Source organism: Acidithiobacillus sp. YTS05 (genome assembly GCF_024396695.1).
In the GTDB taxonomy this organism is placed as follows: Bacteria; Pseudomonadota; Gammaproteobacteria; order Acidithiobacillales; family Acidithiobacillaceae; genus Igneacidithiobacillus; species Igneacidithiobacillus copahuensis.
This window is the reverse complement of the sequence record NZ_CP094359.1, coordinates 908,741-932,663: the sequence shown is the minus strand read 5'-3', so window position 1 is coordinate 932,663 and position 23,923 is coordinate 908,741. Positions and strand designations below refer to the sequence as shown.

Genomic DNA, 23,923 nt, shown 5'->3' with positions numbered 1-23,923 from the left:
CCTAGTGCACGAAGCTTTGCACCAGAGAGCCAATGACCAGATCCCAGCCATTGACCAGAACAAACAGCATCAATTTGAAGGGAAATGATACGGTAACCGGCGATAACATCATCATTCCCAAAGACATCAATACTGCTGCCACCACCAGGTCAATGATCACGAAAGGGATAAAAATCAGAAATCCGATCTGAAAGCCTGTCTTGAGTTCCGAGGTAATGAATGCCGGAATCAGCAGATCCATAGGCGTATCTTCCGGTGCGCGCAATTGCTTATGACCGGACAATTTGACAAACAATGCCAGGTCATCCGGCCGCGTTTGTGCCAGCATGAAAGTGCGCAACGGGCCTGCAGAACGGTCCATCGCTTGATCCAGGCTGATCTGATTATTCGCCAGCGGCTGCAAGGCCTCGGTATTCAGCTTTTGAAACACCGGCGCCATCACAAAAAAGGTCAGGAACAGCGCCAGCCCCACCATCACCTGGGAGGGTGGCATCTGGGTTGAGCCCAGGGCCTGTTTGAGCAACGAAAGTACGATGATGATGCGGGTAAAGGCCGTCATCATGAGCAGCATCGCGGGCAAGAACACCAGCACCGACATGAAAAGCAGCGTCTGGATGCTCAAGCTGTAGTCGGTACCCCCGCCGGCGGTGGGCGTCGCCGTCACCCCCGGCAGTCCCGCTGCCAGGACCGGACTGCTTAGGAGGAAGAGCCCTCCGAAGAGGATCCCGCTACTGAGGAGGACGGCTTTTCCCCGGCGGATCTTGCTTGCTGATTTTGCCATTGCTCTTGCTTACACCTCTCCATTGCTTGCCGCAGCCAGCCGGAAAAGGCCGGACTGCCAGAATCCACGGGCAGCGGTTCTGGGAGGGTATGCAGGAGGGTGATCCCGGCCGGCGTCGCTCCCAGCAGTAACTGCTGCTTGCCGACCTCCACTAGCAAGAGGCGTTCCCGCGTGCCGAGGGGGAGCGATGCCAAGACCCGCATGGGGCTACCCGAGACACCGGCAGCACCAGGTTGCAGACGACGAAAGAGCCAGATCAAGGCGAAAAATACCAGTAGTACGAGGATCAGGGTGGCGATCAGACGCAGGATTGCCCAAGGGGAAAAGACTGCTGGCTCCGTCTGCGCAGCAAACGCAGGAAGCGGGGTAAGCAGCAGCAGAAGAAGCAGATGACGGAGTCTTGACAGTTGCAACGACGAATCCTTGACAGGGCGCGGCTGCTTCAACGGAGCTTCTTCGCGCGCTCGGCGGGACTGATGATATCGGTCAGCCGGATGCCAAATTTATCATTGACCAGGACCACCTCGCCCTGGGCAATCAGATAGCCGTTCACCAGAACATCCATCGGCTCACCCGCCAGACGCTCGAGTTCCACTACCGATCCCTGCGCCAATTGCAGGAGATTGCGAATCTGAATCTTGGTGTGCCCGAGTTCGACGGAAAGCGTGACGGGAATGTCGAGAATCATATCAAGGTTAGCAACTTTTTCCGCAGTACCTGCATCCTGCAAAGAAGGCATGGAGACCGGTGATGCTCCAGCGGAATCTGTAGCCGTTCTTTTGCCAGTATCAGCTCCCTCGTCAGCCGCCGTCTCACCCGGCGTGGGCACTGCCGCCTCCTGCTCTGCCAGGGCCGCCGACCAATCTGCCATGATGTCGTCAGCAGCACTCTGATCCGAGCTATCCTTCTCCTTTTCGGCCATCTTTATTTCTCCCACGCCGCCATGGCGCTCAAGCCTTCTTCTGTTTCCGGTGTCAGGCCATGATCAAACTGAATGGCATACTTTTCACCATGCACACCGTAACGACCGGAAAACACCGGAATGCCTTCCACCCGGGCCAACAGCTGTTCGGGCATGTCAATCGGAATCACGTCACCGTCGCGCAATTGCAGGATCTGTCCCAGAGTCAATTTTTTGCGAACGAATTCAATCTGCAGATTTAGCTCGGCTTCCTGCAATTCGCTGTTAAGCGATTGAATCCAGCGTTTATCGACCTCCGAGCGATCCGCCATGGTACCTGCGGTAAGCTGGTCACGCACCGGCTCGACCATACCGTAGGGCAGGCATACCTGCAGAGATCCAGATCCCGATTCGAGCTCCACATGAAACTCCGTGGTAATCACCACCTCCGTCGGGGTGGCAATATTCACAAATTGTGGATTCACTTCAGACCGCTGCAACTCCGGCACCAGATCGATGACCGGCTTCCATGCCGTCTTGAAGTCTTGCAGCGCCATCCCCAACAGTTTGTTGATGATTCGGGACTCCAATGGAGTAAAGTCCCTCCCCTCGATACGCGCATGAAAACGCCCGTCACCACCGAAATAATTGTCGATGACAGAGAATATCAGGCGGGGATCAAAGACAAAAAGACAACTGCCGCGCAAGGGCTTCAAGGAAACGATATTGATATTGCTGGGCACCACCAGACTGCGAATGAACTCACTGTATTTCACCAGCTTCACTGTACCAATGGAAATCTCGGCACTGCGACGCAGGAAATTAAATAAACTGACCCGCCACAGTCGGGCAAAACGCTCGTTCATCACCTCCAGGGTGGGCATGCGCCCCCGTACGATACGATCCTGATTGGCCAGATCGTAGGGACGTATTCCGCCCTCCTCTGGCAGATCGCCCGGGGACAGGTCGACCTCGCCCTCATTCATACCCTGGAAGAGCGCGTCCACCTCGTCCTGACTCAGGATTTGCTGACTCATACGCGAGCGCCTACACGAAAGTGCTCAACAAGCCCTGATGCGTCATCAGCGCCTGCGGCGCGGACAGCACAGGGGCGACGGCATCCGTCGAGCCGTCATCGGCATCGCTGGCTCCGCGCTCATTGCGCTGCTCGCCCGCGCTACCTGACCAACCAGAACCCACACTTGCCTGACCAAGATTCAGGCCCATGGCGGCAAAATTTTGTTGCAGTTGCGGTACCGCTGCGGAGATCGCCGCCCGAACGTCGGCATGGGCCGATAGAAATACCGCCGAGGCCTGTCCGTTCTGCCCCAGCTCCAACTGTACCACCAGGGGGCCGAGGTGTTCTGGATGAAGGTGAATGACGGCCTGCTGCACGCCGCCCTGGGCCATCCATTGTACCCCCTGGGCAAGCGCCTGCCCCCAGGCAGGCTGCTCCTGCAGCGATGGCGAAAGCTGCACCTGCGCCGGAGCCGCTACGCTTCCTGCGAGCTGGGGCATCTGCAGGATACCAAACAGGGAGTTGCTGCCAGACAGGGCGCTACTCGTCAGATCTACTTTCGACTTTGCCACTTCCGTTATACCCGTCGTTGTGCCGGTCAAGGAATCCGTCGCCAGCGCGGTCGTCAGCTCCGGTCGAAACAGCTCGCTGGCAGTGGCAATATCGCTCGGCGTCGATCCCGAGGAGGTCTGATCGAAACGCGGGATGCCGTTGCTCTGCAGGTTATGGGGCAAGCGACTGCTCTGCGTGCTCTTGACCTCGGCTTTGGCCTTTCCGCCCTCTGGGGTCATTATCGAGAGATTTGCCGGCGCGAGCAAAACTGGCAGAGGCGTGTCGCCGTTGGCTGCATTCTTGGAAACTTTGCCATCCTTCACGTCCTTTTTTTCTTCGTCATCCGACAGCAGCGAGGCAGGGTTCACCGGCGACGTTTTCACAGCCGGAGTCTTTGTCGCCGAAGATCCCTCTGCGCTGCGGCCGACAAGCTGCAACCCGGACGGGTTCGCTGGCAGACCGTGCATAACCGGCCCTGCAACCAACTCGCGCGTGGGGCCGGCAGGCGCAGGCTGATCCTTCCCGTGCGGTTCTTTCCTGGTCTTCTGACTGAAAGCGGCGGCCTGCGCGGAGGTTCCTGTTTGCTGCGCGGGTCCGGCCTCTCCTTTCCTGGGCGCTTCGGTAGCACTCCGTAGGACTCCGGACGCATCCGGCACCTTACCTTCACCCTGAGCAGCAACAGCACCTATCGCGGACTGCTGTGATAAGACCTGGGCAAAGCCAGAAGCGGTATCTCCCGGATTCGTCTCCGCCTTGGCACTGACCGCCACGGCCTGCTCTGGGGCTGCCAGCCCCCCTACAGGTAGCATACTCATACGCCAATCTCCGCTATCAATACCAGGTCCCAAGCAAAAAACGATCCAATCAAAACCCCACACGCATCTGTACTGCGCGCAACGCCCAGTCATCCATCTCCTTCTGTGCCCTTTTTAACGCTGCCAATTGCCGGTCGTGGTCCAGACGTTGCAAAAGGTGAGAAAAACCCTGTTCTCTGGCCTTGGCCTGCTGCCATTGCTCCTGTATATGCTGCAGGCGCTGCTCTTGCTCCCGGATCAATTGCCCCTGCTGCTGCAGCACCGTGTTCAATTGCTGCAGGAAGCCGCGCCAACGCAGAATATCGCCCCCGGCAATCCCCGCGCCTTCCCGCGCGGCAGACTCTTGCCGGTAGTGGTCCAGATATCCCTGCAGCAAGGCATACTTTTCCCGCAACTGGTTGAGCATCTGGCGTTGCGCGAGCAGGGAACGGCGCAGGTCCTGCTCACGCATACCCGCCATATCCTGCAGGTAGCGGATGGTTTGCTCGCGGCTCATGCCTCAGGACCCATCGCCAGCGGGCCCCCGTGGAGGAGCGACGTCAATTCCTGCTGCGCCTGCGCCAAGGAGACCGACTCGAACTGATTCTGACAGAGAAATTTTTCGATCTGCGGATACAACTGCACGGCTTGATCCAGCACCGGGTCCATTCCCGGGGCATAGGCACCGACGGCAATGAGATCACGTTGCTCGCGATAGCGACCATAGAGGCGCTTCAAACGCTGCATCGCCTGTACCTGACGCGGTGGGCTAATGTTGGGCATGACGCGGCTGATGGAGGATTCCAGATCGATCGCGGGATAGTGCCCCTGTTCCGCCAATGCGCGGGACAAGACGATATGTCCATCGAGAACTGCACGGGCATTGTCGGCGATGGGGTCTTGCTGGTCGTCCCCTTCCATCAACACCGTATAGAAGGCGGTGATGCTCCCTCCCCCGACGTCGCCGTTTCCTGCCCGTTCTACCAAGGCAGGCAAGCGGGCGAATACCGAGGGCGGATAACCGCGCACCGCCGGCGGCTCACCAACCGCCAGCGCAATCTCGCGCTGGGCCATGGCATAGCGCGTCAGCGAGTCCATCAGGAGCAGCACATGCTGTCCACGCTCACGATAATACTCGGCAATGGCAGTGCTGAGGTGCGCGCCCCGGATGCGCGTCAGGGCTGGGGCGTCTGCGGGGGCGGCGACCACTACGGCTCGCCGCCGGCCTTCCTCCCCAAGAATCTCGTCGATGAACTCCTTCACCTCACGGCCGCGCTCACCAATCAGACCGACGACGATGACATCGGCCTCGGTGTTGCGTGCCATCATTCCGAGCAGCACACTTTTGCCTACCCCGCTCCCGGCAAAAAGCCCCATGCGCGCGCCACGACCAACGGTAAAAAGAGCATTGATCGCGCGCACGCCTACGTCCAGGGGCCGTCGGATCGGCGCCCGATTCAACGGATTGATGGCTTTTCCGGTGAGGGAGACCGGCTCCGCATCGGCCAGCGGGCCCTTGCCGTCGAGCGGCAATCCCTGGCCATCGACGACCCGCCCGAGCATGGTCGGACTGGCAACCCCTTGCGCCTCCCCCGCCAGGGGCTGGACGCGCGCGCCAGGGGCGACGCCGTGTAGATCACCGGCAGCCATCAGCTGCAAACGCCCATCCTGAAAACCTACCACCTCCGCGTCTACCGCGCGGCCATTGGCTGCCCGCACCTGACAACGCGAGCCAATGCCAGCGCTCAGTCCTTCGGCCTCCAGGACCAGACCGACAATCCGCAGCAAGCGACCACCCGGCAACAAGGGTGGCAAGGTCTCAGGTAGGCGTTTGCGCAACTGCAGAAGATGGGACTCCCAGCGCTCCTGGGTCAGTGCTTCCATCCTCAGGCCTCGATCCCGGCAAACAGGGTGTCCAACACCTGCCGCCACCGCGTCGCGAGGCGCAGGTCGAGCTCCGTCGCAGACGCCTCGGAACGCTCCCGCCAGCGGCGGTCGGGACGCAGGGAATCCATGTCGAGGCCCGCCTGTACGATCAGCGACCCCCGCTCCAGCGCTTCGTCTGGCGCCAGAGTAACACCCGCATCGACCAGCTCGGGGAGCTGTTCTTCGACGAGCGCACAATCCTGTGGATGCAGGCGCAAGACCGCTGCCCCTCCGGCGATAGGCACACTGACCAGCGCCTCCCGCAGCAGCGGTAGAATCTGCTCGGGATGCGTCTGCAGCTCCTGGCGAATCACCTGCCTTGCCAGTTCTAGGGCCAAGGCGAGCAAGGCCTGTTCCACACCGTCGCTGAGTTGCTCAACAGGCACGGCGAGTTGCTCTACCAGTTGCCGAAAAGTTTCGATATCTTTTCTAGCCGCTTGCAAGCCCTCCGCACGCCCAGCGGCGTAACCCTCCTCCCGCCCACGTTGTCGCCCCTCTTCTTCCGCCTGTGCAACCATCTTTTGCAGCGCTTCTGCCGTTGGCAGACGCAAGTCCTGCGGCTCGACTTCCTCGCCTGCCTCCTCGGCCGGCGGGTTTTCCTCTACCTCCTGCGCACTCGTCGCTGTGGCGATACCGGACATTTGCGGCATCCGCCAAGCACGCAAATTCGCAATCGTCTCACGCTGGATGACGTCGGCGTCAGAGTCGGCCATTTACAGCATCTCCTCGCCACCGCCACTCAAGTTGATCTGGCCCGCAGCATCGAGACGCTGCGCCACCTGCAAAATGGCCTTTTGCGCAGCTTCCACCTCACTCAGGCGCACGGGTCCCTTGGCTTCCAGGTCGTCCCGCAACATTTCCGCGGCGCGTTTGGACATATTGGCAAAAAAGCTCTCGCGCAGCGGACCCGGAGCCCCCTTCAGGGCAACGACGAGACTATCGGATGGCACTTCGCGCAAGAGGACCTGCAAGCTGCGATCGTCCAGCTTGGCGAGGTCGTCGAAGACAAACATCTTTTCCTGTACCTTTTCCGCCAATTCCGGCTCGGATTCGCGAATCTGATCCAAAATGCTGCCGGAGCGACTGGTTTCCAGCCGGTTGAGAATCTCGGCCGCCGCCTTGGGTCCACCCAGGGTCGCGACCTGCAAAGATTGGGAGTCGCCGGAAATCTGCTCCTCCAGGATCTCATTGAGCTCGCGAATGGCCCCCGGCTGCACGGTCTCCAGGCTGGCAAGACGCATCATCGCCTCGCCAACCGTGCGCTCGGGCAGGAAATGAATCACCTCACTCGCCTGCTCGGGTTCCATGTAGGCGAGGATCATAGCAAGCACCTGCGGGTGCTCCAGCTTGATCAGATCGGCGACCGAACGGGCATCCATCCACTTCAGATTTTCCAGACCATTGGCCTCGCCACCATGCAGGATGCGGTCGATGATCGAACCCGCCTTGTCACCCAAGGCCTTGGTGAGCATGCCACGAATGTACTGATCGCTGCCGATCCCCAAAGACGTCTGATGCTCCAGGCGAGCGCGAAAATCCGAGAGTACCGTGCGTGCCTGATCGGTGCTGACCTGGGCCATCTTTGCCATCATCGAACCAAGCTTTTGCACCTCGCGTGGACCGAGGTGGCGCATTACTTCGGCAGCTTCATCCTCGCCCAGACTGAGCAGAAGAATGGCGCTGCGCTCAATGCCATTCAGATCAGCTTCGCTGCTCACCGTTCAACCATTCCTTGACCACCTGGGCGGCGCGGGCGGGATCCTGCATCACCAGTTGCCGCGCCACGTATAGATCTGCCTTGAGGGGATCTGCCGGCAGTTCGACTTCTCCTTCTGCCCCGGCCCAAACGGGTCCTGAATGGGTTCCCGGTGAGACTCCCTGCTGTCCGGGCGCCTGCTCTCCGCGCGCCGACGCCAGCGCGACAGCTTGCGCCCGTTCCTGGCGCTCCCGCAGCAGGCGCAAGACCGGCTTGATGAGACCCAGGAAGAGCAGGAAAGCGAGGAGCAGGATGGCCAGGTAGCGCAGAGCGCCGTGCGCCAGACTGAGAAACCAGGACTGCTGCCACCACGGCAGAGCGGCGTTCATCTGACTGCCGGCAAAAGGCATCTGCACGACTTTTACGGAGTCACCACGCTTGGCATCGTAGCCGATGGCTTCCTCCACCAGCTGCTGGATCTGTTGGATCTGCGCCGGCGCGAGGACGGAAAACTGCTTTCCATCCCCGCCCGGCAGCGGCTTTTCATCGATCAATACGGCGACGGAAACCCGCTTGACGCTGCCAACGGGGCTGACGGTGTGGACGATGGTTTTATCGACATCGTAATTAGTGGTCGTGTCGTTGCTGCTCTGGGTGGGTGCCAGGCTCTTCAGGGTGGGAGCCAGCGCAATCAGTCCCGCCGGGGAGAGTGTGGAAACCACCGGCGCGGTGAGGGGCGCAATTGCCACCCCCGGTGGTTGATTGGAGAGTGCCCCGGGCACGCCATATGGCCCTTCACCACCGTTACTGCTACTGCTATGGGTCTGCTGGCTGAGTACCTGGTTCTTACCATAGGTGACCGAGCTACTCTCACTTTTGGCGAAGTCGATGTTCGCCGATACCGCAACATGTACCCCGCTGCTTCCGACAATTGGGGAAATGATGGCCTCGATGCGCTTTTGATATTGCGCGTCGACCGCCTGCTGATAGGCGAACTGCGCCGGCTGCAGACCCAAGGACTGGTTGGCGTTGCTACTCAAGAGGTTACCGTGTTGATCGACGACCGTGACATTTTTGTCTTCGAGACCCGGCACGCTGGCCGCAACGAGGTGGACGATCCCCGCCACCTGACCGGCAGAAAGTTGCCGTCCCGGATACACCGTAAGCATGACCGACGCGGTCGGCTTCTGCTCCTGATCCAGAAAGACCGATGGCTTGGGGATGGCCAGTTGCACCCGCGCGTGCTCGACTTCTCCCAACGAGGAGATGGTGCGTTCGAGCGAGCCTTCCAGGGCCCGCTGATAGTTGACGTGTTCGACAAAGTCGCTGGTGCCCATGGGTTCGTGGTCGAGCAGTTCGAAACCCACCGCATCGCCGTGCGGCAACCCCTCTGCCGCCAGCTTCATCCGCGTGCTGTACACCACATTACTGGGGACGGTAATGACCGTACCCCCATCGGTAATGCGAAAGGGAACATTCAGTTTCTGCAGTTGCGCAATGACCTGCCCGCCATCGCGATCGGAAAGCCCGGCGTAAAGGACCTGGTAGCTGCCAGAGCCATGCCACAGCGCCGCGACGAGGAGCACGGCAACGACAGCGGCAAGCAGCACCAGAAAGGCGAAACGACGATTGGCTGGCATCTCCAGCCAGCGTTGTTGCCACTGGCGCGGATCAAGACGCGCGGCAGACGGATTCAGGGTTTGTTCGGCCATGGGGCATCAACCCTGCGCGCTCAGGCAGAAATATTCATGATGTCCTGGTAGGCAGAAACGAGCTTGTTGCGTACCTGGAGCATGGTCTGAAAAGAGAGATCGGCCTTCTGCGAGGCAACCATCACCTGACTCAGGCTTACCTGCGGATCACCAGTCGCAAACTGGTTTTGCAAGGTATTGGCGGATTCCTGTTGGGCATTTACGCCATTCACCATATGTTTGAGCGTATCGGCAAATTCTCCCACCCCACCACTGTTCGTGGTGTTGTTTTTCAGGCCCTGCGCCTGTTCACTCAAAGCTCGCAGTTGGCTAAGAAGACTATCTAGAGACTCTACACTGCTCATGACCATATCCTTCCAGGAAATGCTTTCCCAAAATGAAGCAATATCCAGGCCAATTTATCCAAGATCGAAACCCGCCTCCCGCAAGCGCTGCAGTTTGTGCCGCAGGGTACGCGCACTGATTCCCAACAGACGCGCCGCTTCGCCACGCGAACCGCCGCTTTTTGCGAGGGCGTCGGCAATCAATTCCCGCTCATAGTGCCCCTTTTGTTCCCCCAATGCCAATTCTGCAGCAGATGACTGCTCCGCGATCGTCATCCCGCTTTCTGGCATTTCAGTCGGCAGATCCAGGTCCCGCGTCTGAATTTCGTCACCCTCTGCCAGAATCAAGGCGCGTTGCAGGGCATTTTGCAGCTCGCGCACATTGCCCGGCCAGTCGTGCGCGAGCAGCGCCCGTTCTGCAGCCGGCGACAGCGCCCGCGGGCGCAGACCGAGAGTCACTGCCGCCTGATTCAAGAGGTACTGGGCGAGCGGGAGGATGTCCTCGCGGCGCTCGCGCAGGGCGGGGACCTGTAACGGAACTACCTGCAATCGATAATAAAGGTCGGCACGGAACTGTCCGCCTTTGACTGCCTCCCCGAGATCGCGATTACTGGTCGCGATGACACGAATATCCAGAGGAATCGTGCGCTGCCCGCCGACCCGTTCCAGCTCCCGCTCCTGCAATACGCGCAGCAGCTTGGCCTGCAGGGCAAGGGGCATTTCCGTCACCTCGTCGAGCAACAGAGTGCCATTCTGCGCCTGCTCGAATTTTCCCGCACTCGCCTGCGTGGCGCCGGTGAAAGCACCTTTCTCGTGGCCAAAGAGTGTCGCCTCCAGCAAGGTCTCAGGGATTGCGGCACAATTCACGGCAACGAAGGGACCTTTGGCACGAGCACTGTGCTGATGGAGATAGCGCGCCAGCACCTCTTTCCCCACGCCGCTCTCCCCACTAAGCAAAACGGTGGCGTCACTCTGCGCGACTTTCTCTGCGCGCTCCAGGCAGCGCCGCATGCTGGGTGCCTCGGCAATCAACTGCTTATCGTCGCCGGCGCGGGGCAGGAGATGCTTTTCCAGCTTTGCCTGCAGGCTTTCCATCTCGAAGGGCTTTACCAGATAGTCCACCGCCCCGCCCTGCAGCGCGCGCACCGCCTCTTCGATCGTTCCCCAGGCGGTCATCATCAGCACGGGCGGGGCTTGGCGGCGCTCACGCAGGGCCGCCAGGAGACCATAACCATCCAGCCGCGGCATCTGCACATCACTGAGAATGAGATCGGCGGGGAAACTTACCAACTGCGCCAGGGCCGCCTCGCCATCGCTGGCATGACAAAGGAGATACCCGAGATCGCTCAGGGCCTCCTGTAGTACCTCAGCAAAATCCGGGTCATCCTCGACCAATAGAATGCGGAATGCCATGCGCTTTTTGTTCATTTGGACTCCGGGCGACTAGCCAACGGAGCGGGGAGCGCAGCGAAAGGCACACGCAGTACGAAGCAAGCTCCGGGCCGATTGTCCTCGACATGGAGATCCCCCCCCATGCCCGTGACGAAATTGCGCGCAATACTGAGACCCAGTCCGGTTCCTTCTCGGCGGCCACTCACAAAGGGTTGAAAGATCCGCTCGCGTTCCGCCTCGGCTACCCCTGGGCCAGAGTCCATTACCCGCAGCATCCAAAAATTGCCGCTGCGCATACCCACGGCATGTACGGTAGTTGAAGCGGGCGCAAAATGCAGGGCATTCTGCAGGAGATTGCCGATGACGCTGACCCAGACGTCCACGCTGCCTGTCAAAATCCAGTCATCCCCTCCCAGCCGCAGATCGAGATCGACATTTTTTTGACGATACAAAGGCGCGAATACCCGCTCCAACCCTGCACAAAGATCTGCCAAACGCACGCTGCTATCCTCAGCCGGCAGGCTGCCACGCAAAAACTGCAGCATGGCGTCGATGACCCCCTGCAGATGCCGCAATCGATCCAATGCCCGATGCTGCTGGCGTGCAAAATGTTCGGCATCCCGCTCCGGCCGCAACTGGCCGACCGCGAGCAGCGCCGTCGCCAGCGGCGTACGCAGTTGGTGCGCAAGGCCCGCCATAGTCTCCCCCAGGGCTGCCAGACGCTCGCGCCGCTGACTGGCGGCTTCGCGGGCACGGGCTGCGGTCACATCCTGCAAGAGCAAAATCCTCCCACCTTCGCCGGGTAGCGGCGTGACGGCAATGGCTAGGCGCCGGCGTTCAGTCCCAATCGCCAACAGACACTCCGCGCCCCCCTCCTGAATCGCCAATCCAGGCAATTCCGGCCAGTTCCAGCCGAGCTCCCGGGTCTCCAGCAGTCGTTCTGCGGCTGGATTCATTTGCAGAATCTGCCCGTGCGGATCAAGCAGTAATACCGCCCCGGGCAGCATTTCCAGCAGCATCGCTAGACGCTGCCCCAAGGTCTCCCGGGCTTGCAGCTCTTCGCGCAGACGCTGATTGGCGGCGGCCAACTCGCCGTTGAGCCGATGTACCTCCGCCTGCAGGGTGCCATAAGCATCGCTCAATTCACGCGAAGCGTTGTTGAAGAGTTCAAAGGCCTCGAGCAGACGGGCGGCGTCTTGCGGATCCGGATTGCCAGGAACCAATACGTCACTCCCTGCCGGGCTGTATGGCATATTTACGCAGCTTCTCCACCAAAGTCGTGCGCCGCAGCCCCAGTCGTTCGGCGGCCCGCGCCACCACCTGATCACAGAGATCCAGGGCCTGCAGGATCAGGTTTCGTTCGATCTCTTCCAGATAATTCTTGAGATCAAAAGGCCCATCCGGCAAACAATGGACTTCTTCGGCAAGTTCCGCGACCGGCAGAGATTCTTCAGGCTCCTCCGCCCAAACCGTCCGCAAAGCGTCGCTTTCCGCCTCGGCATTCTTCCCATTTTGCCAAATGTACCCAGGCAAATCCGAGAGCTGCACCTCTTCCCCAGCGCGGAGGATGCTGAGTCGTTCCACCAGATTCCGCAGTTCGCGCACATTACCGGGCCAACAATGCTCGAGCAAAATCTGCTTCACCTCGGCAGACACAGAAAAAGGTGCAAAACCATCTTCTTGCCGCTGTGCCAAAAAATGCTCCAGCAACAGAAAAAGATCGTCGCCGCGCTGGCGCAGAGGTGGCAATTCCACGGGAAAAACATTCAGGCGGTAATAGAGATCCTCCCGAAACAGGCCGTCGCGAATACGCGCCTCCAGATCGCGGTGCGTCGCAGCGATGATGCGCACATCAGCATCCCGCGGCTTGCTGCCACCCACCCGCTCATATTGATGCTCTTGCAGCACGCGCAGCAATTTCACCTGCATTGGCGGGGTCATTTCCGCAACTTCATCGAGAAAGAGCGTGCCGCCCTCCGCCAGTTCGAAACGCCCCTTGCGGGTCAGCAGGGCACCGGTAAACGCCCCTTTTTCGTGGCCAAAGAGCTCACTTTCCATCAACTCGGGGGGAATCGCACCGCAGTTGATCGCCACAAAGGAGCCAGCGGCGCGGGCGGAGTGCTGGTGCAAGCATTGGGCAACCACCTCCTTGCCCGTTCCCGACTCGCCCAGGATCAACACGGTGCTGTCTGTTGCGGCAACCTTCCCCAGGAGTCTGGTCACATGGCACAAGACCTCGCTACGCCCGACAAGACCACAGCTCTCGCGCGACAAAGCACGGCGCTCTGCGGGATTCTGCAGCACAGTGGTTTCGACAAGGCTTTCCATTATTCCTTTCTCGTTTTGCGATCCATCCTGCTTTCCCGCAATCTTGCAACTTCCCGCCGATGATGTCGAAAGATTAGTCGATCCAGCATTTCTTGCACGCTAGGGCTCAGGCGAAACGGGAAACGCCAAAGCGGTGTCACAGAATCCGTGACCATTTTTTCGAAGCCCGCGCCAGGCAGGCGTAGGGGCATGGCCAAGCGTGGATGTAAAAAAATTTCCACCTGCGCCGGGGAATCGAACGGCTTCCAGTCATCGTCGATGGCGATTTGCAGCGAATCGCTGCGTAGTTCACAGGGATACTGGGCCGGTAGCGGTTCCTGTGCGCGGATTCCAGCGCTGAGCAGGGTGAGTAACAGATCAGTCTTGATTTGCAGCTGCGCCAGGGCCGAGCGATCGTCTTCTTCGGCGTTGCTACATTCTTCCTCCCAAATCAGGAGGGCACGCAACAAGACACGATTATCGCCCATGAACTCTGCAAATTCTTCTTCCTGGCCCGACCACGAACGAATCGCAACTGGCAATTTGGCGGTTATGGCTACCCCAGGTCCATCCACGTTCTCTCTCCATTTTCGAGAGAGGATAGAGCCTCAGCTGCGTTCGAGCAAACCTCGCCAGCCATCGCGCAGATCTTCAAGTACGGGACGGCAACTGGCCAAGGCGTCGAGGTCATCAAAGATGTTCGCCAGGGCCAGTTTTTCCAGGACAAATCGATACAGGCTTTCCAGATTGGTAGCGATTTCCCCACCCCGCTCGTGATCGACGCTGGCCAGCAGATGTGCCGTCAACTGGTACGCCTTGTCCATGGCCTCCGCTTTTTCTGCGATCCGCTTTTCCCGAATCGCCAGATCAGCGCGCCGCAGATATTCGAGAATCCCTTCCAACCCCATCAGGACCAGACGGTCGGAGGAGATCCCCTGCTGACCTACTTGCCGGTAGGCCTGTACTGCGTTCATTACCGCTGCCATACCCTAACTCCTCGATGTTCAGGAAGAAGAACTGCTACTGCTGGAAGAACTGGAAGAACCGCTGTTGTAGAAGGCATTGAGATACTGACTGGTGGACTGCAGCGTGGACAGTTGCGACTGCATAGCCGCAAACTGCTGGGTGAGCAGCGCGGTTTGATTGCTTGCCGATTGCTGCAGGGTCGCAATCTGGGCGTTCAGACCGCTGATGGTCGAGTTGATGCCGTTTTGCGCCGCGGTAATGAAACCGTTCTGTGAGCTCAATGCCTGGCTCAGCAAACTGTTCATCTGCTGATAGAGCCCCTGGCTCAGGGACACCGTGCCCAAATTACCGGTATTACTCCCCAAGACCCGAATTTGCAGGCCCAGGGCATTGCCCGGTCCGGTCACCGTCAGGTTCTGTCCACTACCACTCGCCGCCTGCCCGTTGATGGTCCCCGCCACGTTCGTACCCGAGGCCGCCAGCGTACTGGTACCAATTCCAGTGCCCCCAGATGCCACGTTGGAGACCACTGAAAAGCTCTGCGCCGACCCATATCCTGCCGACTGCAATTCCAGTTTCCCATTGTCATTGCTGGCGGTGATTCCCGTCATACCGCTCTGCTGCAGGGTCGCATTGATGGTATTGACCGCAGCACTGAGGCTGCTGCCAGAACTCAGGGAAACCACAACAGACTGGGAGCCGGAGCCAAACGTCAGGCTCTCACTTTGCGCCAGACCGCCGCTGGGAAAGGCGGAGCTGGAGAGAATCTGCGCCTGAGCGGCAGCCTGGGAGACGTTGATTGCGTAGGTACCCGCCACCGTAGAACCACTGGCACCTGCATACTGCACGCTGCTGTTGCTGGTCTGCCCGGTCTGACCAAAGAGCCCCACCACGTCCTGGTAATCTGCGGTCAGCGCCGTTTGTAAGGTACCAGTATTGAGGTTGATCGTGCCGCTGCTGCTCAGCCCCAATCCCACGGAACCCAGCGAATTGTAACTGGCACCAGAACTCAGGCCGACTGCCGGATTGCTGATCAGATTCAAGAGTTGGGTGCGCAGGCCATTGACCGCAGCATTCCCCAACAGGGGTCCCCCAGAACCAGTCTGGGCATTGTAGGCCGTGAGTTGATTGATGGTGCCCATGGTCTTGTTGAAGGCACTCACAAAGCTCTGCACCGTGGTTACGAAGCCGGTGTTACTGGCACTTACCTGCAAGGTCGTGCTGCCACTACTGGCCTGCAGCAGATTGAGACTTACCCCGGGGATTGCACCGGAAATGGTATTGCTGCTGCTGGTCACTGGCAGGCCATTGATGCTGACGCCAGCATTCTGCGCCGCCTGACTCTGGGTCATTCCGCCAGATGTGCCGCTACTGTAGCTCAGGCTCGCGAGGGATCCTGTCGCCCCACTTACCGATACGGTAAAAGACTGGTTCGCTCCGGTGTTGGCCCCCGTCAGCGTCAAACGATAGCCGGTACCGTCATAAATCACGCCGGCATTGACGCCCGCGTTGGCGCTGTTGATCGCCTGCGCAATGCCATCCAGGGTATCGTTATTGCTGTTGATGGCAATACTTTGGACCGCACCACTGCCCACCTGGATTTGCAGGGTACCAGTACCCACCCCGCTGCTGGTACTCGCAAAATTATTGGAGTACACACTCTGCGCCTGGGCGAGAACGATATTACTGAGGTTGTAGCTTCCCTGCTGCGCGTTGGCGCTGGCGGTGGCTGACGCCAGAGAGGTATTCGCGACCGTGGCACTGCGATTATTGGTGCTGCCGATATTCTGCAACGCTCCCAGGGCCGATTGCAGGCTGGAGAGGCTGCTCTGCAAGGTACCCCAGGCGCTCAAGGTGGTCTGCTGGGTCTGTTCCTGATTCTGCAGCAGGGTAATCGGTGCCTGATACGCCGCGCTGAGATTGGTGATCAGACTCTGTACATCGATGCCACTCACCAGACCAGAAAGGGATGTCGACATTGCCTTCTCCTACGCCTTGCTCTGCAACAGCAAACCCATGGGGTTTTCAGAATCTGCCGCCTTTGTCACCTGATCGGCGGGAACGTAATACGAAAAAAATACTTGTTTGGTTACGGTATCTGATAATTTGATCAGGACCTGATTAGGATGATTACCATTCGGATCCAATCCTGCTTCCAATGAAAATGATGGCTGCGACTTCGCCACTTTGTCCTGCAATTTTTGTATCGACTCCTGTAGCTGATCTACTGACCCCTGAGAAGAGGGCTGGCCCTGCCGCGGAAAGGCAGCCGCATTTGCCGCAGAAGAAGGAACCACACCAGCCTTGAGAGCCGGGATCACTCCGCTATCTTTGGCAATACTACTCATCTGTGTACTACTGATCTGGGCGTTTAGGGTTGGACTGTCCATGGCTTACACCTCATTGCCAACTGCGTTAGCAGCCAGTAAAACCTCCCGGGCGTCCCCGGGAGGCGAGACTGCCAGACCTTACGGCAAGAGCTTGAGGTAGCTCTGCTGCAAGGAGTTTTCCTGCGCCAGGGTCGAGATACCGGCCTGCTGCAGGATCTGGTACTTGGTCAACTGCGACGTTGCCTGAGCAATGTTCGCATCCTGCACCGTAGACTGCGCCGACTGCAGATTGGTCGCCGTCGTCTGGTCATTGCTGACCGATGCCTGCACCCGGTTCTGAATAGCACCCAGAGCACCATTCTGCTGGTTCAGGTAATTGATAGCCTGATCGATGATGCCAATGGCCTGCTGCGCACCCGCCGCTGTACTGACGTTGATGCTCGCTACCTGCGATCCGCCGGCTCCTGAAGTCAACGACGCAGCGGCACTGCTGAAGCCAATCAGGGAACCACTGCCGATGGAGTAAGAGCTTGCCGACTCAAACTGTACCGCGCCCTGGACCAGCGCATTGGCACTGCCACTGCTGATGGAAGATCCGACCGAGGAAGCGCCTGCGCCACTGACTGCATGCAGCGAACCGGTCGAGCCGGCGGCAAGCCCTGCACCCGAGAGGGTACCACCGCTCGTTACTCCAGCAGAAATATTGATGTTATTTCCATTGGCATTGGTCAACACCAATTCCGTTTGACCACTCACCACCTGGGTACTGGCAGACGTGCCCGTGATGGCTGCTTGGTTATTGATGGCGGTCACCAGCGCACTCAGGTCCGGCTGACCATTACTGCCGTTGGTCACATCCGCTGAGATGTTAACTGCGTTGGTGGGGCTGCCACTGCTGCCATTACTCAGAGTGAAGGTGTAGGTACCGGTGGTCGCTGTGAGTGCCACACTGGTGTAGCCCTGCGCGCTCACACCGGTCTGACTTGATACGGCATTCACCGCCGCAGCAATGTTAGCCGCCGACTCACTGGAAGAATTGACGGAAACTGATGCCGTTCCCACACTACCCGCGATGCTCATGCTACCTGAGGTGAAATTCCCAGCGCCGCTTGCACTAATAGTAAACGCGCCACCCACCGCATAGCCACCATTCAGGTAACTGCCATTAGTAGAGTACACATCACCAGACCCACTCACTACGTAATTACCCATCGCCGAAGTCTGGGTGTTACCCACCGCCACATTGATGATCTGGTTACTGTTAGCACCCACCTGGAAGGCCGCACCGGCAAAGGTGCCGTCCAGGATGTTCTGACCGTTGAACTGGGTCTGGGTGGCGATGGTTTGCACCTGCGCCAGCAACTGGCTCACAACGCCCTGCAGGGCCTGCCGATCCGAGGTGGTATTGGAGGCGTTGGCCGCCTGCACCGCCGTGGTCCGAATCTGCTGAAGCAGACTGGTCTGATTCTGGATGGCACCAGTAGCCGTCTGGATCAGGGAGACACCCTGGTTACCATTGGAGACCGCCTGATTCAACCCGTTGATCTGGGTCTGAAAACGCTGGGCAATGGCATAACCTGCTGGGTTGTCCTGTGGCCCATTGATGCTCTTGCCCGTGGACAACTGTTGCAGATAGGTGTTCAAACTGCCCTGGGTGCCGTTGAGGGCATTCAGGGTACTCAACGCCGAGACGTTGGTATTGATGATTCCGGAAATTGCCATGAGAAAACTCCTTTCTTAGGGATAAATTTGGCATCCATGCCAATGTGAGATCCACCTCACAATTCTCTTAACGACACGCTGCAGAAAAACTTGAATACGGTTCGTGGCAACCTTGAGCAGCGCGGCGGGCGCGGTTAAAGTGATTTCTTGAACGAGCCGACTGGAAGGGAGGAAAACATGAGCGCGCAAGAGGAGCATCGCTGGTTGCCAGAAGCGGAATATCTGGCCGCGGAGGCGGCGGCCCCCTACAAAAGCGAATACGTGGCGGGTGAGATCTTTGCCATGGCCGGCGCCAGCGAGCGGCATAACCGCATCACACTCAATATCGCTTTTCATTTGCGCGCCGCTACCCGCGGACAGCCCTGTCGCGCCTTCATGGCCGATATGAAGCTGTGGGTATCTACCCGTTCTGCTTACTACTACCCCGATGCCATGCTGGTCTGTGATCCCGAAGATGATCATCCGCAGTACAAAACCTCCCCCTGTCTGCTCGCCGAAGTCCTGTCCCCCGCCACCGCCGCCATCGACGAACGGGAAAAATGGCTGGCCTATCGGGACATTCCCAGCCTGCGGTATTACCTGCTGGTGGATTCCGAAAAAGTCCATGCCCGCCTGTTGAGCCGGGACGGTGAGATCTGGCGTGAGCAGATCCTGGACCCCGAGGATGTCGTCTCCTTACACTGCGGCGGCCTATCGATTACCCTCTCCCTCGACAACTTCTATGAAGACAGCGGACTGATCTGAGCAGGACAAATCAGGGTAACCACGCGGCAAGCCAGTCATCCAGGCGATTTTCCAAGAGCCAATGGGCGCGCACCTGTTCCCGTAATCGGTCGCCCATCTCCGCCAGCGCCTGCCGATCGGCGATCGCTTCGCGGATGGCCTTCATCCAATCGCGATAGCGGTTACTCACCCGCACTACCGGAAAATCCCCCTGGTAGGGATGCACATCGGAACAGACCACCGGATAACCGAGAATTCCATATTCCAAGAGCCGCAGATGGCTCTTTGCCTCGTTGAAGGGATTGTCTTCCAGCGGCGCGATGGCGAGATCCAGATCCAGACTGGCGAGCTTCGCCGGGTACTGGGGCAGAGGCACCCCGGTATGAAACTCTCGGACATAAGGCTTGAGGGCGTCCGGACAGAGCCCAAAAAAGATCCAGTCCACCTCTTCGGCGAGGTCGCGCACCACGTCCGCCACCATTTCGAGGTCACCAGTGTGCCCTACCCCACCAGCCCAGCCCACGCGCGGTTTATCATTGCCGCGGCGCTGAGCCTGTAGCGAACCCCAAACGGCATCCTCGATACAATTGGATTGTACCCGGACCTCATCGCTAAAACCCTTGTAGGCTTGTGCGAGGGGTTCTGTTGCCACCACCAGCCGGTTACATAACCCCGCCGCTTTGCGGAAACGCTTGGCGATATCTTTGTGAATGTGCGCCTTGTGCAAGCTTTTGACCGGCAGATTGGTGATCAGATCGTCAATCTCGAAGACGCGGAAGGCCCGGCTCAAGGCCTTGTGTCGCTCCAGCGCCTCGATCTGCGGCCACTCCATCTGTCGCTGCAGAACAATGCTATCGGGCTGCATCCGCTCCATTTCCGCGGGCTCGAAGATACGCATGGTTTCCCAACCCTGCGTCCACCCTGCCCGGTTGAGCGCGCGCATCGGCGCGATGATGCGATACTCGCCGCAGCCTTCGCGATCCGCAGGATGCACCAGGATGCGCGGGCGCGGACGCCAATCGGGATCCCAGGTCAGGGCCGCCTCACTTTCGATCAGAAAGTCGGTACTCGCCAGGCTCAACTGGCGGTTATAAGCAGGGTCAGAAGCGATCTGTGGGAGCCATTTCCGGTAGAAGGCCATTCTCTCGCCGGCAAAGCGCTTTTCCTTTTCGGGGCTGGGCTTTTTCTCCACTTCGCCGCGCTGACTGGCGGAACCCTCGTGCATTAGGATGGCCCATGGGGTGAAGACGATTTTTTTGCCGCTCTCCCGAACCTTCAGGCAAAGGTCGATATCATTGTAAGAGACCTGGAATTTCTCCTCATCCAAAGCTCCAACCTGCTGGTAAAGTTCCTTGGCAATCAGCAGGCAGGCACCAGTCACTGCCGAGAGGTCTTGCGTGAGCATCGCCCGACCGTAGTAGCCTCGGTATTCTGCCGATTGTCCGATGAAGGAATGTTCCGCCGGACCTTTCATCCCCAAAATCACGCCAGCATGCTGGATCTTGCTATCCGGGAACAATAATTTGGCGCCGACGATACCGACTTCCGGCCGCAAGGCCTGGCTGACCATTTCGTCCAGCCAGTCCTCATGCAGAGCTGCTGCATCATTGTTGAGCAGCAGCAAATAGTCCCCGCGCGCCTGTTCAACCGCCCGGTTGTTCATCGCCGAGAAATTGAAGGCGCCAGGGTGCCGCAGTACCCGCAGGCGTCCGCCGAGGCTTTCTTCCTGCGCTTCCAGCAACTGCAGATAGTTTCTGGTTTCCTCGTCGTCACTGTCGTTGTCCACGAGCAGAATCTCGTAGTGGGGGTAGCGCGTCTTTTCGATGATCGATTCCACGCAGCGTTGCAAAATGTCCAGCTGATTCCGCGTCGGGATGATGATCGAGACAGTGGGGGTTGCTGTCAGGGGATAGCGCACCCGGGTCGAGGGCGGGAATGGTCCCGGCAGGACCTCCGCGGCAATCTGCAGGCGCTGCAGGTGACGCTCCAGAGCTGCCCTGCTCGCCGCCAGAATCTCCTCGATGGACTGGTTGGAGTGTCCGCCTCCCTGCAGCCGGTGATAAAGGACAGCGGGTATATGTCCGATACCGGCATCCCCCATTCGCTCCCAGGCTCGCAATACGAGATCGTAGTCCTCCGCCCCATCCGCCGCGGGATCAAAGCCGCCCAGAGCCTCAAAGAGCTCCTTCTTGACGACGAGCAAGCCTCCCACATAAGGCAGACTGCGCAGGTAATCGATATTGAAATCCGGCTTGCAGTGCGGGTTGACGTGCTGCCCGTCCGCAGTCAAAGAATCTTCATCAGTATAGATCAGCTGCCTTTCGGGGTGCGTGGCAATGGCCTGCTGTACGCGGAAAATCGCGTCCGGTGCCAACTCGTCCCCGGCATCCAGCAAGGCGATCCATTCGCAGTCACTGGCAAGGAGCTTCTCGTTAACGCCGGCAAGCCAGTTTTCGCTCGCGGGCGGAAGTTCCAGCAGCTCTGCCCTCGCCCACTGTGCCTCGATACTGGCGACCGTGGACTCTGCAGAACGGGAGGGATGCAACAACACGTTAAGCATAACCCGGGGAAACTGCTGGCTCGAAGCCTTTTGAGCTTCCAATACTTCCTCGGCCCAGCGACGTTCCATCGGCAGCCAACGCGCTTCGGGGAGCCAGGGCGAGATCTGACGCACCGGCTCCACCATGAGCGCACCCGCGCTGTCGCGGATTTCAAGAGGACGCGAATTCTTGCGGATCAGTGGTTTCTGTCTGGCGAGCGCTATCAGAGCCTTCGGCCAGCTACTTTCCAGCGCGTTCCGATTCCATCTCGCGATGTGCTCTTTTGCGCGTTGCCCAATTTCTTTGCGTTCATTTGGGTTTTCGAGTAGAAATTTGACCCAGGCGCTCGCCTCTTCCACGCTGGGTTCAGCCCATTGCACACCAGGAGATACCATGGAGGCTTTGTAAACAGACACAGAGCCATTAGCCTCCGTCAAGCTGTAGTTGACCAGGCAGGCCACATGAGCGTTCATATAGGCCATGTTTCCGGACCAGGCCGTGGCAATGACAGGTTTGCCTAGACTCATAGCTTCAAAAGGTACCAAACCAAAACCTTCTGCTCGATGCAAAGAAATGTAAACATCACAAAGGTCCAGCAGTGCCAAAGCTCGCGTATAGGGCATCGCATCAAGAATGACCTTGATGCGGGGATGTGATTGGAAAAGTGGAAGGTAAGGTGCAAGAATGGTGCGTATTTCGGAGGTATCAGAGCCATTGATCTTAATGACAAGCCAAGCGTCGGGATGCGTATCTGAAGCCTTGCAGAACGCCTGGATAACTCCTTCGATATTTTTTCGCTTGGGGTCGCTCCAAGGTTCAAAGGCGGAAAGAAAAATAACTCCCTTATCCGGGAGGCCGAAATCTTCCCGTGTTGCTTTTTCCCAAGCAGGGAGAGGGGTGGGAACAGGAGCATCTACCAACAAGGGGCCCGGGCAGGAGAAGGAAAATGCAGAATAAATAAAGGGAGACGCACAGAGTACGGCGTCGAGGGCCTGCATCGACCTGCGCCACGACTCTGGTATAACCGGAAGCTCCCAGAATACCATGGCCGCATTAAAGCGTCCTTCGACGTTAAGGCTATGACCATGCTGTTTCAAAAGTATATCGATCGTAGGTGGCGATAAAACAAAGATGTTGATTGGATGGCGCAGATCTTCCAGGCGCGTCACCCGCTCAACGCTGGGTGGTAGCCCAAGCTCTATCCCTCCACGGCCTAGTCCTGGGTCCAAATCGAAGATTTGCACCGGAATGCCAATTGCGACAATCTGGGAAACTAGGTTGCGTGCCGCGGTCCCTAATCCAATACTGGCACTCACGTGACCAATGACGTTCACACCCCAAAGCCTATCCAAATACAAATCACGCGAAATTAAAGATGCTTCAGTTACAGTTGTGCCAGGCTTATTCGTTTCTTTTGAGTAATTGCACTCTTGATATCTGTTTGCCAAAAAATGAAGGGAAAAACCGGCCTCGACAGGAAAGATATGGTTTAATCTATTCAGAATGGCCGCTGAACCTTTTTTTTGTGCGATTACAGCATAATCTGGGCTAACGCCTGTAAGCACATCCAGCAAAGTCGGGCATTGGTTTTTTTCTGGATTGAGGTGGCTATTTAAGCGCAGAATTTTTTGATGACAAAATCCGATGTATTCAACTAGAAAGCTGGAAAATAGTGGTGGTAGCGGGTGCAGATGGGTGGGGTCAATATAAAAATTGCAGGCGCCGACGACAAGATTTTCAGGGTTGGGTGTTTCTAAAATGAAAATGCCGCCAGGCCTAAGAACGCGCAGGCATTCTGTGACGACATCGAAAAGCAGGCTGGTCTCTAGATGCTCTGCAACATGAAAAGCCGAAACTACCGCGACGCTTTCATTGGGTATGGCAGAAAGAAATTCTAATATGTCGCCTTGTTCTGCCATGAGCCCTATAGTTTTACAGGTGTTAACCATGTCAACATCTTGGTCTACCCCACGGGCTGAAAAGCCCCATTGTTGCAATAGTTGTAACCATTCGCCCCGGCCACATCCTAGATCAACCGCCGTGGCATTAGGGCAATACTCGAGAAGTGGTTGTACATACGGCTGGTACTGCTGTAGCCGCGACAAAATCAAATCGCGTGATCCGCGAAAACGATCTTCAAATGCTTTGTAAAAATTCGCTTTATTCATAAAGTATCCGGGTTCCTCGACGTTTCATGTGAGTAGCCTGAGATCCAGGTTGGCGTGGAGGAGAGCCAGCTG

21 protein-coding genes are annotated in these 23,923 nt (G+C 58.3%); 1 reads left to right on the top strand and 20 read right to left on the bottom strand.

What is annotated here, in order from left to right:
- Position 1: 1 nt before the first annotated feature.
- From fliP to MQE22_RS04605, 19 genes are all read right to left on the bottom strand, one after another.
- Complete coding sequence (fliP, locus tag MQE22_RS04695; protein ID WP_215871951.1) at positions 2-781, bottom strand: flagellar type III secretion system pore protein FliP; 780 nt, start codon at positions 779-781, stop codon at positions 2-4.
- On the bottom strand, positions 697-1,194 hold the full coding sequence (gene fliO / locus MQE22_RS04690) for a flagellar biosynthetic protein FliO (protein ID WP_215871952.1): 498 nt from the start codon (positions 1,192-1,194) through the stop codon (positions 697-699). The genes fliP and fliO overlap by 85 nt, the downstream gene beginning before the upstream one ends.
- 29 nt (positions 1,195-1,223) lie before the next feature.
- Complete coding sequence (gene fliN, locus MQE22_RS04685; RefSeq protein ID WP_215871953.1) at positions 1,224-1,703, bottom strand: flagellar motor switch protein FliN; 480 nt, start codon at positions 1,701-1,703, stop codon at positions 1,224-1,226.
- Positions 1,704-1,705: 2 nt separating this feature from the next.
- The gene (fliM, locus tag MQE22_RS04680) at positions 1,706-2,719 is read right to left on the bottom strand and encodes a flagellar motor switch protein FliM (RefSeq protein ID WP_215871954.1); all 1,014 of its coding nucleotides are present in this window, start codon (positions 2,717-2,719) and stop codon (positions 1,706-1,708) included.
- A gap of 10 nt (positions 2,720-2,729) precedes the next feature.
- Entirely contained in the window at positions 2,730-4,067 is a 1,338-nt protein-coding gene (locus MQE22_RS04675; protein ID WP_215871955.1) for a flagellar hook-length control protein FliK, read from the bottom strand.
- Positions 4,068-4,116: 49 nt separating this feature from the next.
- Positions 4,117-4,563 carry a flagellar export protein FliJ gene (gene fliJ, locus MQE22_RS04670; RefSeq protein ID WP_215871956.1) on the bottom strand — a complete coding sequence of 149 codons (447 nt, stop codon included), beginning with the start codon at positions 4,561-4,563 and terminating at the stop codon, positions 4,117-4,119.
- On the bottom strand, positions 4,560-5,930 hold the full coding sequence (fliI, locus tag MQE22_RS04665) for a flagellar protein export ATPase FliI (protein ID WP_215871957.1): 1,371 nt from the start codon (positions 5,928-5,930) through the stop codon (positions 4,560-4,562). Before fliI ends, fliJ begins: the two co-directional genes overlap by 4 nt.
- Before the next feature lie 2 nt (positions 5,931-5,932).
- On the bottom strand, positions 5,933-6,685 hold the full coding sequence (locus MQE22_RS04660) for a FliH/SctL family protein (RefSeq protein WP_215871958.1): 753 nt from the start codon (positions 6,683-6,685) through the stop codon (positions 5,933-5,935).
- Positions 6,686-7,690, bottom strand: coding sequence for a flagellar motor switch protein FliG (gene fliG / locus MQE22_RS04655; protein WP_215871959.1), 1,005 nt, complete (start codon positions 7,688-7,690; stop codon positions 6,686-6,688).
- Positions 7,674-9,380, bottom strand: a complete 1,707-nt coding sequence (fliF, locus tag MQE22_RS04650) for a flagellar basal-body MS-ring/collar protein FliF (RefSeq protein ID WP_255790174.1) — start codon at positions 9,378-9,380, stop codon at positions 7,674-7,676. Before fliF ends, fliG begins: the two co-directional genes overlap by 17 nt.
- A gap of 20 nt (positions 9,381-9,400) precedes the next feature.
- Complete coding sequence (fliE, locus tag MQE22_RS04645) at positions 9,401-9,724, bottom strand: flagellar hook-basal body complex protein FliE (RefSeq protein WP_215871961.1); 324 nt, start codon at positions 9,722-9,724, stop codon at positions 9,401-9,403.
- 54 nt (positions 9,725-9,778) lie between these two features.
- The gene (locus MQE22_RS04640) at positions 9,779-11,131 is read right to left on the bottom strand and encodes a sigma-54-dependent transcriptional regulator (protein ID WP_226827586.1); all 1,353 of its coding nucleotides are present in this window, start codon (positions 11,129-11,131) and stop codon (positions 9,779-9,781) included.
- Positions 11,128-12,348 (bottom strand): sensor histidine kinase, encoded by a 1,221-nt coding sequence (locus MQE22_RS04635; protein ID WP_215871962.1) that lies wholly within the window; start codon positions 12,346-12,348, stop codon positions 11,128-11,130. The genes MQE22_RS04640 and MQE22_RS04635 overlap by 4 nt, the downstream gene beginning before the upstream one ends.
- The gene (locus MQE22_RS04630; protein WP_215871963.1) at positions 12,323-13,423 is read right to left on the bottom strand and encodes a sigma-54 interaction domain-containing protein; all 1,101 of its coding nucleotides are present in this window, start codon (positions 13,421-13,423) and stop codon (positions 12,323-12,325) included. Before MQE22_RS04630 ends, MQE22_RS04635 begins: the two co-directional genes overlap by 26 nt.
- Entirely contained in the window at positions 13,423-13,977 is a 555-nt protein-coding gene (locus MQE22_RS04625; protein ID WP_215871964.1) for a PilZ domain-containing protein, read from the bottom strand. The genes MQE22_RS04630 and MQE22_RS04625 overlap by 1 nt, the downstream gene beginning before the upstream one ends.
- 33 nt (positions 13,978-14,010) lie before the next feature.
- Positions 14,011-14,388 carry a flagellar export chaperone FliS gene (gene fliS, locus MQE22_RS04620; RefSeq protein ID WP_215871965.1) on the bottom strand — a complete coding sequence of 126 codons (378 nt, stop codon included), beginning with the start codon at positions 14,386-14,388 and terminating at the stop codon, positions 14,011-14,013.
- Between the two features lie 18 nt (positions 14,389-14,406).
- Complete coding sequence (gene fliD, locus MQE22_RS04615; RefSeq protein ID WP_215871966.1) at positions 14,407-16,347, bottom strand: flagellar filament capping protein FliD; 1,941 nt, start codon at positions 16,345-16,347, stop codon at positions 14,407-14,409.
- A 9-nt stretch (positions 16,348-16,356) separates the two neighbouring features.
- Positions 16,357-16,758, bottom strand: coding sequence for a hypothetical protein (locus MQE22_RS04610; RefSeq protein ID WP_226827588.1), 402 nt, complete (start codon positions 16,756-16,758; stop codon positions 16,357-16,359).
- Positions 16,759-16,836: 78 nt separating this feature from the next.
- Entirely contained in the window at positions 16,837-18,420 is a 1,584-nt protein-coding gene (locus tag MQE22_RS04605; RefSeq protein WP_215871967.1) for a flagellin N-terminal helical domain-containing protein, read from the bottom strand.
- Between the two features lie 177 nt (positions 18,421-18,597).
- Here MQE22_RS04605 and MQE22_RS04600 point away from each other — a divergent pair, with 177 nt between their 5' ends.
- The gene (locus tag MQE22_RS04600; protein WP_215871968.1) at positions 18,598-19,164 is read left to right on the top strand and encodes a Uma2 family endonuclease; all 567 of its coding nucleotides are present in this window, start codon (positions 18,598-18,600) and stop codon (positions 19,162-19,164) included.
- Between the two features lie 10 nt (positions 19,165-19,174).
- On the opposite strand, the gene MQE22_RS04595 is transcribed toward MQE22_RS04600, so the two are convergent.
- Positions 19,175-23,851, bottom strand: a complete 4,677-nt coding sequence (locus tag MQE22_RS04595) for a glycosyltransferase (protein ID WP_215885397.1) — start codon at positions 23,849-23,851, stop codon at positions 19,175-19,177.
- Between the last annotated feature and the right edge of the window lie 72 nt (positions 23,852-23,923).

Excerpts from the sequence above, each read along its gene's own strand:
- fliP (WP_215871951.1), bottom strand. The coding sequence starts at position 781 with ATGGCAAAATCAGCAAGCAAGATCCGCCGGGGAAAAGCCGTCCTCCTC.
- fliN (WP_215871953.1), bottom strand. The coding sequence starts at position 1,703 with ATGGCCGAAAAGGAGAAGGATAGCTCGGATCAGAGTGCTGCTGACGAC.
- fliM (WP_215871954.1), bottom strand. The coding sequence starts at position 2,719 with ATGAGTCAGCAAATCCTGAGTCAGGACGAGGTGGACGCGCTCTTCCAG.
- MQE22_RS04675 (WP_215871955.1), bottom strand. The coding sequence starts at position 4,067 with ATGAGTATGCTACCTGTAGGGGGGCTGGCAGCCCCAGAGCAGGCCGTG.
- fliJ (WP_215871956.1), bottom strand. The coding sequence starts at position 4,563 with ATGAGCCGCGAGCAAACCATCCGCTACCTGCAGGATATGGCGGGTATG.
- fliI (WP_215871957.1), bottom strand. The coding sequence starts at position 5,930 with ATGGAAGCACTGACCCAGGAGCGCTGGGAGTCCCATCTTCTGCAGTTG.
- MQE22_RS04660 (WP_215871958.1), bottom strand. The coding sequence starts at position 6,685 with ATGGCCGACTCTGACGCCGACGTCATCCAGCGTGAGACGATTGCGAAT.
- fliF (WP_255790174.1), bottom strand. The coding sequence starts at position 9,380 with ATGGCCGAACAAACCCTGAATCCGTCTGCCGCGCGTCTTGATCCGCGC.
- fliE (WP_215871961.1), bottom strand. The coding sequence starts at position 9,724 with ATGAGCAGTGTAGAGTCTCTAGATAGTCTTCTTAGCCAACTGCGAGCT.
- MQE22_RS04640 (WP_226827586.1), bottom strand. The coding sequence starts at position 11,131 with ATGAACAAAAAGCGCATGGCATTCCGCATTCTATTGGTCGAGGATGAC.
- MQE22_RS04635 (WP_215871962.1), bottom strand. The coding sequence starts at position 12,348 with ATGCCATACAGCCCGGCAGGGAGTGACGTATTGGTTCCTGGCAATCCG.
- MQE22_RS04630 (WP_215871963.1), bottom strand. The coding sequence starts at position 13,423 with ATGGAAAGCCTTGTCGAAACCACTGTGCTGCAGAATCCCGCAGAGCGC.
- fliS (WP_215871965.1), bottom strand. The coding sequence starts at position 14,388 with ATGGCAGCGGTAATGAACGCAGTACAGGCCTACCGGCAAGTAGGTCAG.
- fliD (WP_215871966.1), bottom strand. The coding sequence starts at position 16,347 with ATGTCGACATCCCTTTCTGGTCTGGTGAGTGGCATCGATGTACAGAGT.
- MQE22_RS04610 (WP_226827588.1), bottom strand. The coding sequence starts at position 16,758 with ATGGACAGTCCAACCCTAAACGCCCAGATCAGTAGTACACAGATGAGT.
- MQE22_RS04605 (WP_215871967.1), bottom strand. The coding sequence starts at position 18,420 with ATGGCAATTTCCGGAATCATCAATACCAACGTCTCGGCGTTGAGTACC.
- MQE22_RS04600 (WP_215871968.1), top strand. The coding sequence starts at position 18,598 with ATGAGCGCGCAAGAGGAGCATCGCTGGTTGCCAGAAGCGGAATATCTG.
- MQE22_RS04595 (WP_215885397.1), bottom strand. The coding sequence starts at position 23,851 with ATGAATAAAGCGAATTTTTACAAAGCATTTGAAGATCGTTTTCGCGGA.